At 73.4% G+C, this 12490-nt stretch carries 13 protein-coding genes and 1 riboswitch; of the genes, 5 read left to right on the top strand and 8 right to left on the bottom strand.

What is annotated here, in order from left to right:
* The first annotated feature begins 2 nt into the window (after nt 1-2).
* Nucleotides 3-779 (top strand): sulfite exporter TauE/SafE family protein, encoded by a 777-nt coding sequence (locus ACH495_RS25330; RefSeq protein WP_396860192.1) that lies wholly within the window; start codon nt 3-5, stop codon nt 777-779.
* Nucleotides 779-1555 (top strand): GNAT family N-acetyltransferase, encoded by a 777-nt coding sequence (locus ACH495_RS25325; RefSeq protein WP_396860191.1) that lies wholly within the window; start codon nt 779-781, stop codon nt 1553-1555. Before ACH495_RS25330 ends, ACH495_RS25325 begins: the two co-directional genes overlap by 1 nt.
* 9 nt (nt 1556-1564) lie before the next feature.
* On the opposite strand, the gene def is transcribed toward ACH495_RS25325, so the two are convergent.
* Both def and ACH495_RS25315 read right to left on the bottom strand, forming a co-directional pair.
* On the bottom strand, nt 1565-2074 hold the full coding sequence (gene def, locus ACH495_RS25320; RefSeq protein WP_396860190.1) for a peptide deformylase: 510 nt from the start codon (nt 2072-2074) through the stop codon (nt 1565-1567).
* A gap of 10 nt (nt 2075-2084) precedes the next feature.
* Entirely contained in the window at nt 2085-2594 is a 510-nt protein-coding gene (locus tag ACH495_RS25315) for a MarR family winged helix-turn-helix transcriptional regulator (RefSeq protein ID WP_396860189.1), read from the bottom strand.
* A 51-nt stretch (nt 2595-2645) separates the two neighbouring features.
* Between ACH495_RS25315 and pip the strand changes: the two genes are divergently transcribed.
* Nucleotides 2646-3593 carry a prolyl aminopeptidase gene (gene pip, locus ACH495_RS25310; RefSeq protein ID WP_396860188.1) on the top strand — a complete coding sequence of 316 codons (948 nt, stop codon included), beginning with the start codon at nt 2646-2648 and terminating at the stop codon, nt 3591-3593.
* Between the two features lie 38 nt (nt 3594-3631).
* Here the strand turns inward: pip and ACH495_RS25305 are convergent, their stop codons facing one another.
* Nucleotides 3632-4819, bottom strand: a complete 1188-nt coding sequence (locus tag ACH495_RS25305; RefSeq protein WP_396860187.1) for a chorismate-binding protein — start codon at nt 4817-4819, stop codon at nt 3632-3634.
* A 123-nt stretch (nt 4820-4942) separates the two neighbouring features.
* On the opposite strand from ACH495_RS25305, the gene ACH495_RS25300 reads away from it, so the two are divergent.
* Nucleotides 4943-5143 (top strand): DUF5999 family protein, encoded by a 201-nt coding sequence (locus tag ACH495_RS25300; RefSeq protein ID WP_013286363.1) that lies wholly within the window; start codon nt 4943-4945, stop codon nt 5141-5143.
* Between the two features lie 94 nt (nt 5144-5237).
* On the opposite strand, the gene gcvP is transcribed toward ACH495_RS25300, so the two are convergent.
* Both gcvP and ACH495_RS25290 read right to left on the bottom strand, forming a co-directional pair.
* Nucleotides 5238-8060, bottom strand: a complete 2823-nt coding sequence (gene gcvP / locus ACH495_RS25295; RefSeq protein ID WP_396860186.1) for an aminomethyl-transferring glycine dehydrogenase — start codon at nt 8058-8060, stop codon at nt 5238-5240.
* Nucleotides 8061-8133: 73 nt separating this feature from the next.
* Nucleotides 8134-8224, bottom strand: a riboswitch (glycine riboswitch).
* 56 nt (nt 8225-8280) lie between these two features.
* Complete coding sequence (locus ACH495_RS25290) at nt 8281-9126, bottom strand: NAD-dependent protein deacetylase (RefSeq protein ID WP_396860185.1); 846 nt, start codon at nt 9124-9126, stop codon at nt 8281-8283.
* Between the two features lie 163 nt (nt 9127-9289).
* Between ACH495_RS25290 and ACH495_RS25285 the strand changes: the two genes are divergently transcribed.
* The gene (locus ACH495_RS25285; RefSeq protein WP_396860184.1) at nt 9290-9946 is read left to right on the top strand and encodes an SDR family oxidoreductase; all 657 of its coding nucleotides are present in this window, start codon (nt 9290-9292) and stop codon (nt 9944-9946) included.
* Between the two features lie 78 nt (nt 9947-10024).
* Here the strand turns inward: ACH495_RS25285 and ACH495_RS25280 are convergent, their stop codons facing one another.
* From ACH495_RS25280 to ACH495_RS25270, 3 genes are read right to left on the bottom strand one after another with little or no spacing between them, the layout of a single operon-like run.
* On the bottom strand, nt 10025-10705 hold the full coding sequence (locus ACH495_RS25280; protein WP_396860183.1) for a DivIVA domain-containing protein: 681 nt from the start codon (nt 10703-10705) through the stop codon (nt 10025-10027).
* Entirely contained in the window at nt 10702-11874 is a 1173-nt protein-coding gene (locus ACH495_RS25275) for a globin domain-containing protein (RefSeq protein ID WP_396860182.1), read from the bottom strand. Before ACH495_RS25275 ends, ACH495_RS25280 begins: the two co-directional genes overlap by 4 nt.
* A 2-nt stretch (nt 11875-11876) precedes the next feature.
* Nucleotides 11877-12266 (bottom strand): group 1 truncated hemoglobin, encoded by a 390-nt coding sequence (locus tag ACH495_RS25270; protein WP_396860181.1) that lies wholly within the window; start codon nt 12264-12266, stop codon nt 11877-11879.
* Nucleotides 12267-12490: the final 224 nt, after the last annotated feature.

The following is a 12490-nucleotide window of genomic DNA, read 5'->3' as shown; positions in this document are numbered from 1 at the left end:
CCGTGGATGCCGGGTCGTTGGTGACGTTGCTGGCCGCTGCCGCGCTGGCCGGGTGGGTGGACGCGGTGGTGGGTGGTGGTGGGTTGCTGCTGTTGCCGGCGTTGTTGGTGGCCGCGCCGGGGGTGCCGGTGGCGACGGCGTTGGGGACGAACAAGTTGGCGGCGATCTTCGGTACGTCGACGGCGGCGGTGACGTATGCGCGGCGGACGAAGGTGGACTGGGCGGTGGCGGGTCCGGCGGCGGGGTTGGCGGTGGTGACGGCGGGGGCGGGTGCGGCGTTGGCGGGGGTGGTGCCGGCGGGGGCGTACCGGCCGGTGGTGTTGGTGGTGTTGGTGGCGGTGGCGGTGTTCGTGTTGACTCGGCCGCGGTTGGGGGTGGTGGCGTGGCCGGGTCGGCGGACGCGGTGGCGGGTGGTGGCGGCGGTGGCGGTGGCCGGGGTGGGTATCGCGTGGTACGACGGGTTGATCGGGCCGGGGACGGGCACGTTCCTGGTGTTGGCGTTCACGGCGTTGGTGGGTGCGGATTTCGTGCAGGCGTCGGCGATGGCGAAGGTGGTGAACGCGGGAACGAATCTGGGGGCGTTGGTGGTGTTCGGGGTGGCGGGGCATGTGTGGTGGTGGTTGGGGGCGGCGATGGCGGTGTGCAACGTGGTGGGTTCGGTGGTGGGTGCGCGGATGGCGTTGCGGCGGGGTGCGGGGTTCGTGCGGGTGGTGCTGTTGGTGGTGGTGTTGGCGTTGGTGGCGCGGTTGGGTTATGACCAGTGGTCGGCGGTGCGGTGATGGGGGTGCGGGCGGAGCACGACCGGGGGGTGTTGGCGGGGTTGTTGGGTCGGGATCCGGTGTTGCACGCGTACCAGTTGGGGGATCTGGACGATTTCTTCTGGCCGTACACGTCGTGGTTCCGGTCGGGTGACGAGGTGGTGTTGCTGTACCACGGGGTGCAGGTGCCGACGTTGCTGGCGTTCGCGGCGCCGGATCGGGTGGCGGCGTTGTCGGGGTTGCTGGTGGCGGCGGCGCCGGTGTTGCCGGCGCGGTTGTGGGCGCACCTGTCCCCCGGTCTGGAGGCGACGGTGTCGCGGTGGTACGCGGTGTCGGACGCGGCGGCGCATGTGCGGATGGCGTTGACGGATCCGGGGCGGTTGGCGTCGGTGCCGGCGGCGGGTGAGCCGTTGGGGCGGGCGGATCTGCCGTTGTTGCGGGAGTTGTACGCGGTGGCGTATCCGGGGAACTGGTTCGACGCGCGGATGGTGGACACCGGTCAGTACGTGGGGGTGCGGGAGCGGGGCCGGTTGGTGGCGGTGGCGGGGGTGCACGTGTTCTCGCCGCGGTGGCGGGTGGCGGCGGTGGGGAACGTGACGACGCATCCGGCGGTGCGGGGGCGTGGCCTGGCCGCGGGTGTGGTGGCGGGACTGTGCGCGCGGCTGCGGGCGTCGGTGGATCATGTGACGTTGAACGTGCGGGTGGACAACGTGGCGGCGGTGCGGTTGTACGAGCGGTTGGGTTTCACTCAGGTGGCGGGGTTCACCGAGTGCGCGTTGACCCGGTCGCCCGACTGACGGGGGGTGTCAGCGGCCGCGGCTGGGTGAGTCGAACCGGCCGGCGCGGATCTCGCGTAGCGCCTTGCGGCGGGTGTCGCCGCGCAGCGTGTCGACGTAGAGGCGGCCGCGTAGGTGGTCGGTCTCGTGTTGCAGGGCGCGGGCGAGGAAGCCGCTGCCGGTGATGGTGAGGGGTTCGCCGTGCTGGTCGTAGCCGTGGGCGGTGGCGTGCAGGGCGCGGGGGGTCGGGAAGTAGAGGCCGGGGATGGACAGGCAGCCTTCGTCGTCGTCGTCGAGTTCGTCGGACAGTTCGAGGGTGGGGTTGACGAGGTGGCCGCGGTGGCCGTCGGCGTCGTAGACGAAGACCTGGGTGTTGACGCCGATCTGGGGGGCGGCGACGCCGGCGCGGCCGGGGGCGCCGAGCAGCGTGTCCATGAGGTCCGTGACGAGGGTGCGGAGTTCGGCGTCGAAGCGGGTGACCGGTTCGCTGGGGGTGCGCAGGACGGGGTCGCCGATGATCCGGATCGGGCGCATAGTCATGCCCGGAAGGCTATCCGTTGCTTACCGGTGTGGGGGCCCCACCCGCCGGTGGGAGCAGGCCGGTGTCGGCGATGCGCTCGCGCAGGGGGCGGTGGCGCAGCGCGGTGAGCACCGCGTACAACTCGTCGGCGAGTGGTACGGGCAGTTCGGTGTCGAGGCGGCGCATGGCGGCGGTGGTGGCGGCCCATTCGGCTTCGACGGCGGGCAGCAGCGCGTGGGCGCGGTCGGTGAGGGTGACGATGCGGTGGCGGGCGTCGGCGCCGGGGGTGAGGGTGACCAGGCCGGCGCGGCGCATGCCGGCGACGGTCTGGCTGGCGGCGGAGTGGGTGACGCCGACGCGGGTGGCGAGGTCGCGGATGGGCAGGGGTCCGTCGGTGACGAGGACGCGGACCACGGGTGAGTAGCGGGGCCGGTAGTCGGTGAGGCCGAGTCGGTCGTGGATGGCGGCGACGTCGCCGTCGAGCAGTTCGAGGACGTGGCGCAGCAGGGTGCCGAGGGCGTCGCGGTGGGGGGCGGTCACGTCCGCTAATGTAACAGCGCTGTTGTTTCCGGTGTCGTGGGAGGGCCGCCGATGTATCCACCGATCGAGCCGTACGCGTGGGGTCACCTCGACGTCGGCGACGGCCAACGCGTGTACTGGGAGACCTGCGGCAATCCGGACGGGCGCCCGGCGCTGGTGGTGCACGGCGGTCCCGGCTCGGGCGCCGACGCGTGGTGGCGGCGGATGTTCGACCCGGCCGCCTACCGGGTCGTGCTGTTCGACCAGCGCGGCTGCGGGCGCAGCACCCCGTCGGCCGCAGACCCGGCCACCGACCTGTCGGTGAACACCACCGGCCACCTGGTGGCCGACATGGAGGCGCTGCGCGCGCACCTGGGCGTGGACCGCTGGCTGCTGTGCGGCGCGTCGTGGGGTTCGGCGCTGTCCCTGGCGTACGCGCAGGCGCACCCGCAGCGGGTCACCGCGCTGGCGCTGTTCAGCGTGGTGGCCAACACCCGCCGGGAGATCGAGTGGGTGACCCGGGACATGGGTCGGGTGTTCCCGCAGGAATGGGCGCGGTTCCGCGACGGGGTGCCCGAGGCCGACCGGGACGGTGACCTGGCCGCCGCGTACGCCCGGCTGGTCAACGACAGCGACCCGGCGGTGCGGGACCGGGCGGCGCGCGACTGGTGCGACTGGGAGGACGTGCACGTGTCCCTCGCCGGCGGCTACACGCCGAGCCTCCGCTACGCCGACCCGGTGTTCCGGTATGGGTTCACCCGGCTGGTCACCCACCACTTCGCGAACCTGGGTTTCCTCCCCGACGGGCAGTTGCTGCGCGACGCCGGCCGGCTCGCCGGCATCCCCGGCGTGCTCGTGCAGGGGCGTCTCGACGTCAGCGGGCCGCCCGACATCGCCTGGCGGTTGACCCAGGACTGGCCGGACGCCCGGCTGGAGATCGTCGAGTCCGGCGGCCACGGCGGCGGCCACGGCATCGGCGAGCGGGTGGTCGCCGCGCTGGACGCGTTCGCCGCCGCCTGAGTGGGCCGCTGCCCGGCGGCGACCGCACGTGGGCGGGTTCAGCCGGCGGCGAGCAGCGCGCGCAGCGGGGCGGCCTTGGCGGCGGCCTCGGCGACCTCGGCGGCCGGGTCGCTGCCCCAGGTGATGCCGCCGCCGGCCCACACATGCAGCCGGTGCGCGTCGGCGGCGGCGGTGCGGATGGTCAGGCCCAGGTCGAGCCGGTCCGGGCCGACCCAGCCCAGCGCGCCCATGCCGGCGCCGCGGCCGACCGGCTCCAGCGCGGCCACCTGGGCGAGCGCGGCGCGCTTGGGGGCGCCGGTGACCGACCCGCCGGGGCAGACCGCGCGCAGCAGGTCGGCCAGGCCCAGGCCGTCGGCGGGCGCCGCGGAGACCGTCGACTCGGCCTGCCACAGGTCACACCAGCGGCGTACGGCGAACAGCTCGTCCACCCGGACGGAGCCGGTGCGGGCGATCCGGGCCAGGTCGTTGCGTTCCAGGTCGACGATCATGATGTGTTCGGCGCGTTCCTTGGCGGAGGTGAGCAGGTCGCGGCGGCCGGCGGGGGTGGCCGGGCGGGTGCCCTTGATCGGCCGGGTGACCAGCCGGCCGTGTTCGGTCGCGACGAGCGTCTCCGGGGAGGCGCAGCCCAGCGCCCAGCCGGGCCCGGTGAGGGCGCCGCCGTAGCGGGCGCCGGGCAGCGCGGCGAGGCGGCGCAGCGCCGGGCGCGGGTCGCCGGCGTAGTCGGCGGCGGCGTGGCCGACGAGGTTGACCTGGTAGACGTCGCCGCGGGCGATGGCGGCGCGGACCGTCTCGACGGCGGCGGCGTGCGCGGCCGCCGTCCAGCTGTCCCGCCAGTCCCCCAGCCACCAGCCGCCCGGCGGTGGCGGCCGGTGCGGGCGGTCGCCGTGGTGGTAGACGACCACGACCAGGTCGGGCAGCGCCGGGACGGGGGTGGGCGCGCCGGTCGGCGCGCCGATGGCGTACGCGCCGGCGGCGGCGGACAGGAACAGCGCCGCCCCGCACGGCCCGTCCGGGGTGTGCCGGCCGGGGCGGGACAGGTCGTCGACGCCCACGCCGTGCGCGGCGAGGAAGCGTTGCGCCAGGTCGGCGGGGTCGCCGCCGGCGCCGACGTGCCACTGCAGCCGGGCGGTCTCGACCAGTCGGGACCGGCAGCGCGGCGGCGCGCCGGGCACCGCGACCGGCACGTGTGGGAGCGCTTCCACAACGTCTGGACCGTTCTGGCTCATCCGTTCAGCCGATTCTGGGTGAACAAGCCGCAACCTTGCTCGATGCCGCGCAGTTTCGCTTGGTACTGTGCGTCACTGGTCATGTGAACCATGACACAGTGCCCCCACAGTCCGGAGAACCCGATGTGTCAGCACCAGCCCACCTGCCCCTCCGCCGACGCGACCGACCGCGAAGCCGCCCGCGTCCTCGCCTGCTTCCCTGAGCAGGGCTGGAGCCTGCTCTGCAACGGCGTCATCGTCTTCGAGGACACCGGTGAGCTGCTCCCCGACGGGCGGACCATCGCCCCGCACCGGGGACCGGCCCGCCACGCCCTCGTCGCCTGAGCGATCACGCAGCGTCAGTGAGCGTACGCGCCGACGGACCTCGTCGGCGCGCCGGCCGGGGCGGCGATCCACCACCGCCCCGGCGTGAGCGCCCTCAGTCCTCGAACGCCTCCGGCGCCGGGCACGAACAGACCAGGTTCCGGTCCCCGTACGCGCCGTCGACGCGCCGCACCGGCGGCCAGTACTTCCCCACCCGGTCCACCGCGCCCGGGTAGGCGCCCACCGACCGCGGGTACGGGTGCGGCCACTGGTCACCGGAGACCATCGCCGCGGTGTGCGGCGCGTTCGCGAGGGGATTGTCCCCCGCCGGCCACTCCCCGGCACCCACCTTGTCGATCTCCGCCCGGATGGCGATCATCGCGTCGCAGAACCGGTCCAGCTCGGCCAGGTCCTCACTCTCGGTCGGCTCCACCATCAGCGTGCCCGCCACCGGGAACGACATCGTCGGGGCGTGGAACCCGTAGTCGATCAGCCGCTTCGCCACGTCGTCGACGCTCACCCCGGTCGCCTTCGTCAACGGCCGCAGGTCCAGGATGCACTCGTGCGCCACCAGGCCCTTGTTGCCGGCGTACAGCACCGGGAAATGCTGTCGCAGCCGCGCCGCCACGTAGTTCGCCGCGAGGACCGCCACGCCGGTGGCCCGCGCCAGGCCGTCCGCGCCCATCATCCGCAGGTACGCCCACGGGATCGGCAGGATCCCCGCCGACCCGTAGCGGGCCGCGGAGATCGCCGGCCGCCCGTCGACGGACACGCCGACCGGGTCGCCGGGCAGGAACGGCGCCAGGTGCGCCCGCACCGCCACCGGACCCACCCCCGGCCCGCCGCCGCCGTGCGGGATGCAGAACGTCTTGTGCAGGTTCAGGTGCGACACGTCCGCGCCGAACCTCCCCGGCTTGGCGAACCCGACCAGGGCGTTGAGGTTCGCCCCGTCGACGTACACCTGACCGCCGGCGTCGTGGACCTTCGCGCACAACTGCGCGATGCCCGTCTCGTACACCCCGTGCGTCGACGGGTACGTCACCATGATCGCCGCGAGGGCGTCCCGATGCTTGTCGATCTTCGCGTCGAGGTCGACCAGGTCGACGTTGCCGTCGGCGTCGCAGCCCACCACGACCACCCGCATGCCGGCCATCACCGCCGACGCGGCGTTCGTGCCGTGCGCCGACGACGGGATCAGGCACACGTCACGGTGCCCCGCACCCCGGTCGCGGTGGTAGGCGCGGATCGCCAGCAGCCCCGCCAGCTCCCCCTGCGACCCGGCGTTGGGCTGCACGCTGACCGCGTCGTAGCCGGTCACCTCCGCCAGCCAGCCCTCCAACTGGGCGATCAGCTCCCGGTAGCCGGCGGTCTGCGCGTCCGGCGCGAACGGGTGCAGGTGCGCGAACTCCGGCCAGGTGATCGGTTCCATCTCGGTGGTGGCGTTGAGCTTCATCGTGCACGACCCCAACGGGATCATGCCCCGGTCCAGGGCGTAGTCGAAGTCGGACAGCCGCCGCAGGTAGCGCAGCATCGCCGTCTCCGAGTGGTGGCTGCGGAACACCGGGTGGGTGAGGAAGTCCGACGTGCGGGCCAGCCCCGCCGGCAGGCCGGCGTCCACGTCACCGTCGACGCCGTCGACGCCGAACGCCGCCCACACCGCCCGAAGGTGCGCGTCGGTGGTGGTCTCGTCGCAGGACACGCCGACCCGGTCGGCGTCGACCAGCCGCAGGTTCACGTCGCGGGCCGCCGCGGCGGCCACCACCTCGGCGGCGCGGCCCGGCACGGTCGCGGTGACCGTGTCGAAGAACGCGACGTCCGCCACCTCGACGCCGCCGGCGCGCAGCCCGGCCGCCAACCGGGCCGCCGCCTGATGGGTACGCCGGGCGATGGCGCGCAGCCCGTCCGGGCCGTGGTACACCGCGTACATGCCGGCCATCACCGCCAGGAGCACCTGCGCGGTGCAGATGTTGCTGGTCGCCTTCTCCCGCCGGATGTGCTGCTCACGGGTCTGCAACGCCAACCGGTACGCCGGGTTGCCGTCGACGTCGCGGGACACCCCGACCAGGCGGCCCGGCAGCATCCGCTCCAGGCCCGACCGGACCGCCAGGTAGCCGGCGTGCGGCCCACCGAAGCCCATCGGCACCCCGAAACGCTGCGTGGTGCCGGCGGCGATGTCGGCGCCGATCTCCGCCGGCGGACGCAGCAACGTCAACGCCAACAGGTCCGCCGCGACGGTCACCAGCGCGCCGGCGGCGTGCGCCGCCTCGACCAGCGGCGCGTGGTCCCGGACCGCGCCGGACGCGCCCGGATATTGCAGGTGCAGGCCGAAGAACTCCGCCGGCAGCTCCCCGGCGTCGACGTCGACCACGCGCACCTGGATGCCGAGCGGCTCGGCGCGGCTGGTGATCACGGCGATGGTCTGCGGCAACGCGTCGGCGTCCACCACGTACACCGGGCTCTTGCTCTTGCTCGCGCGGCGCGCGAGGGTCATCGCCTCGGCCGCTGCGGTGCCCTCGTCGAGCATCGACGCGTTCGCCGTGGCCAGCCCCGACAGGTCGGACACCATGCTCTGGAAGTTCAGCAGCGCCTCCAACCGGCCCTGGCTGATCTCCGGCTGGTACGGCGTGTACGCCGTGTACCAGGCCGGGTTCTCCAGCACGTTGCGGCGGATCACCGCCGGGGTGTGCGTGCCGTGATAGCCCAGGCCGATCATCGACACGGCCACCGTGTTGCGGGCCGCCAGGGCGCGCAGCTCGGCCAGGGCCTCCCGCTCACCGGCCGGCGCCGGCAGGTCCAGGGCGCCGTGCCAGCGGATCACCTCGGGGATCGCGGCGTCCATCAGCTCATCGACGGAGCCGTAGCCGACGGCCTCCAACATGCGGCGCTCGTCGTCCGGGCCGGGGCCGATGTGCCGGTCGGCGAACTGCTCAGCGGTCATGCGCGGCGCTCCTTGCGGGGGCGAGGTCGACGGGTCGGCCTCCCCCTGAGTCGCGCTCACGCGCTCCACAGCGCCTGCCCACGTGGTCCTTTTGCCTGAGAGGTTCCGGGGAGAATCTGCCCCTTCGGCGCCGTCGGGTCGACGGTCTCTCCCACGTGGGTGGTACCGGCACCCCCCACGCTACCAGCGGCCGTGTTTCCGGCTCATGTCCCGGGGGTGATCACACCGCCGCCGGCGCCGGCTCGGCGAGCCCGGCGGCCAGCGCGGTCAGGGTGGCGCCCAACGGCGCGTCCAGCCGCAGCGCCGCGTACCCGTCGCCGCGGGTGGCGCCCTGGTTGACGATCGCCACCGGGACGCCGAGCTTCGCCGCCCGCAACACGAACCGCCGCCCCGACATGACCGTCAACGACGACCCGAGCACCAGCAACGCCCGGGCCCGCTCCACCAGCGCGAAACAGTCCGCCACCCGGGGCGCCGGCACCGTCTCGCCGAAGAACACCACGTCCGGTTTGAGCATGCCACCGCCGCACACCCCGCAGTCGACCACGCGGAACCCGCCCACCGCCTCGTCGGGCAGCTCCACGTCACCGTCGGGGTTGACGTGCGCCACCCGCGCGTCGAACCCCGGGTTCGCCTCCGTCAACCGCCGGTGCAGCTCGTCCCGGCCGGTCAGGTTGCCGCAGTCCAGGCACGTCACCTCGTCGAGACGCCCGTGCAACTCGATCACACCGGTCGCGCCGGCGGCGCCGTGCAGCCCGTCGACGTTCTGCGTGATGATGCCGCCGAGCAGCCCCGCCTGCTGCAACCGGGCCACCGCCCGATGCCCGTCGTTGGGCGCCGCCCGGGCGATTGTCCGCCACCCCAGGTGGCTGCGCGCCCAGTAGCGCCGCCGCGCGAGTGGATCACGGGTGAACGCCTGGTAGGTCATCGGGGTGTGCCGTCGCGCCGCGCCGCTGGGCCCCCGATAGTCCGGGATGCCCGACTCGGTGGACAGGCCGGCGCCGCTGAGCACCACCACGCCCCCACCGGCCACCAGCCGCGCCAACGCCTCGAACGCCTCACTCACCCCACCATGCTGCCTCGCCCACCCCCCACCGCCCACCCCCACCCCGCGGAAGCGCGGGTGATCAAGGAGTTTGCGTCAGTGTCGATCTCCACGGCGGCGCAAACTCCTTGATCAACGCCCCAGGAGAGCGGGCTGGGGGTGCGGTGACGGCTACGGTGAGGGCATGCGCGTCGTCATCGCCGGAGGCCACGGAAAGATCGCCAAGCTGCTGGAGCGGGACCTCGCCGGACGCGGGGACACCGCCGTCGGGTTGATCCGCAACCCCGACCACGCCGCCGTCCTGCGCGCCGCCGGCGCCGAACCGGTCGTCTGCGACCTCGAACACACCGACGCCGACACGCTCGCCGCGCACCTCACCGGCGCCGACGCCGTGGTGTTCGCCGCCGGCGCCGGCCCCGGCAGCGGCGCCGACCGCAAGGACACCGTCGACCGGGGCGCCGCCGTGCTGCTCGCCGACGCCGCCACCCGCGCCGGCGTCCGCCGCTACCTGCTGGTGTCCTCCATGGGCGTCGACGACCCACCCGCCCCCGGCACCGACGACGTGTGGACTGCCTACCTGCGGGCCAAGAAAGCCGCCGAGGACGACCTCACCAGCCGCGACCTCGACGTCACCGTGCTGCGCCCCGGCCGCCTCACCGACGACGAACCCGCCGGCCGGATCACCCTCGCCCGCCACGTCACCCCCGGCGCGATCAGCCGCGCCGACGTCGCCCGAGTGCTGCTGGCCCTGCTCCAGAACCCCGGCACCGCCGGACACACCCTCGAACTCGTCGCCGGCGACACCCCCATCGCCGACGCGGTCGACGCGCTCACCCGCTGACCCACGCCCCGACGCGGACAGCGCCCGCACCACCGGCGGGACCCGGCCCACCCGCCCCACGGCAGGCCGGGCCGACACTCACCGCTGGTGACGCGGCAACGCCGGCTGCGGCGCACCCCCCGCCACCGACGGCGCCTCCCGCGAGAGCCGCTCCATCGTCCGCGCCAACTGCTCACTGCCGTCGTCGAGATGCCGGGCCGCCGCCCGCATGTGCGACATCATCATCTCCCCGAAGATCCGCAACGCCTCCCGGGTGGCCACCGAATCGTCCACGTTCCCGCCGGCCGCGCTGCGATACTCCATCACCGCCCGCTCGGCCTCCTGCTTCGCCTCCTCCGCCGCCGCCCGCAGATAACTCTCGTACTGCGTCCGGGCGTACTCGGCGACCCGGCGGGCATAGTCGTGCGCCTGCGCGATGATCTGCTCCGCCTCCCGCTGCGCCGCCGACAACAGGTTGACCTCCTTCGCCGCCGGCCGCACCGGCTTGTCGGCGCTCGGAATCACCCCGTGCCGGTGCAACTCCAGATGGTCGTTGAGCCGCTCGTTCTCCGCCCGCAGATTCGCCACCTGCGCGGCCAGCAGATCCAACTCGTCGGCCACCTGCATCCGGAACCGGTCCACGTCGGCCTGCTCGTAGCCACGCCGGGTGAACGTCCCCGACCCGAACTCCCACCGCCGCACCCGGTCCGAGGTCAACCGCACCTGCACCGCACCGGACACCTGCTGCGCGTCGTAACCACTGATCGGGGTCGCGCTCATCGTGTCACCGCCCCTCCGGACTCGTCAGGGGCCGTGACGGTACGCCACGCCGGCCCGTACCAATGTCTGCCGTAACCCTCGTGATGCAGCTGACCTGGCTGGTAACCGGCCCCCGTCAACGCCGCCACCGTGTGGCCCACCATCTCGTCGGACCCGCACACGTACACGTGCCGCGACCGCCAGTCCCCGTCGGCCAGCACCCGGTCCACGACCCGAACCGGCTCACCCGGCCGCACCGGATCCGACCCCGCCACATACGACACCCGCAACCACGGATGCGACGCCGCCACCTTGTCGATCGCCTCGCTGTCGTAGAACTCCATCCTCGACCGCGCCCCCACATACAGGTCCACCCGCCGGCCCGACCCCTCCGCCGCGACCTGCTCCACCAACGCCTTCACCGGCGCCCAACCGGTCCCACCGGCCAGCAACAGCAGATCCGACGACCCGGCCCGCCCCAACGTCAACCCGTCCCCCACCGGCGCCGCCAGATGGATCTGGTCACCCGCCGCGCACCCGTACACCAGCCGCGACGACACCGCGCCACCCGGCGCCGCCCGCACGTGCAACTCCACCGTGCCGTCCGCGCGCGGCGCGTTCGCCGGCGAGTAGTACCGCCACGACCGCACCGCCGGATGCGACACCCCGATCGACTGACCCGCGACGAACGGCAACAGGTACTGCGGGCGCACCGTCAGCACCGCCACGTCGAACGTGCGCTGCTCATGGGTCAACACCTCGGCCACCCACCACGGCGGCGAATGCGCCTCCGCCGCCTGCGCGGCCTCCGTCATCACCCGGGCGACCAACCCGTACGCCGCCACCCAGTCGGCGGCCAGCTCCTGGGACCACCCGTCGCCGCTGAAATGCCGCAGCGTCTCCACCAGCGCCTCACCGACCGCCGGGTAATGCTCGGCGCGCACCGCGAACTTCCGGTGGTCCGCGCCCAACTGCCGCAGAAAACCGACCAGCCGATCCACCTGGTCCACATGCGACACGATGTGCCCCAGCGCCGACACCAACCGGTCCCGCTGCCCCGCCATGTTGGTCGGGAACATCTGCCGGGTCTCCGGATACGCCAGGAACAACGTCGAATAGAAATAGAGCGGCACCTGGTCACCGTGCCCGGCGACCACCGCCCAGCTCTGCTTGAGCCGCGCCGCGTCCACGCTCAGGCGTTCCCCGCCGACACGACCTGACCCCGCACCTGACCCAACACCGCCTGCACGTCGGCGATCACGTCCGCCGGCACACCCAACTCCACCAGCGTCGCGCTCAGATGCCCACCGACCATCGCGTAGTGCGCCCCGGAGATCCCCAACGGCTGGTGCGCCTCGGCCAACTCCCGGCCCGCGTACTCGTTCGGCCCACCCAGCACCACCGCCAACATCAACGCCAGATGCCGCCGCTGCGCCACCATGTCCACGCCCGCGAAGTAGCCGGCCAACTCCCGATCCGCCAACACCCGGTCGTAGAACAACTCCACCGCCGCCTTCACCGCCGCCGCGCCGCCGATGCGGTCGTAGTGGGAGATCGGGGTGGTCTCATTCGTCACCGTCATGCTCGGTCCTTCCACCAAGGGGGCCCGCGGCAACACCGCGGCAGGGGCACGCCAACCGACGCGACATCACGCACCGTGACGTCGATACGCCGACGACAGTGACGGACCATAGCGCGCCCGCCGCCACGGTTCACGCCTGCCCTATCCATATCCCGACAACCCTCAACCACGGACAGTCAACGAAACGCCCCGAGCGGACCAACACCAGCCACCCACCCGGCCCA

Source organism: Micromonospora sp. NPDC018662 (assembly GCF_044391475.1).
GTDB lineage: Bacteria > Actinomycetota > Actinomycetes > Mycobacteriales > Micromonosporaceae > Micromonospora.
This window is presented reverse-complemented; position numbering and strand designations above follow the sequence as displayed.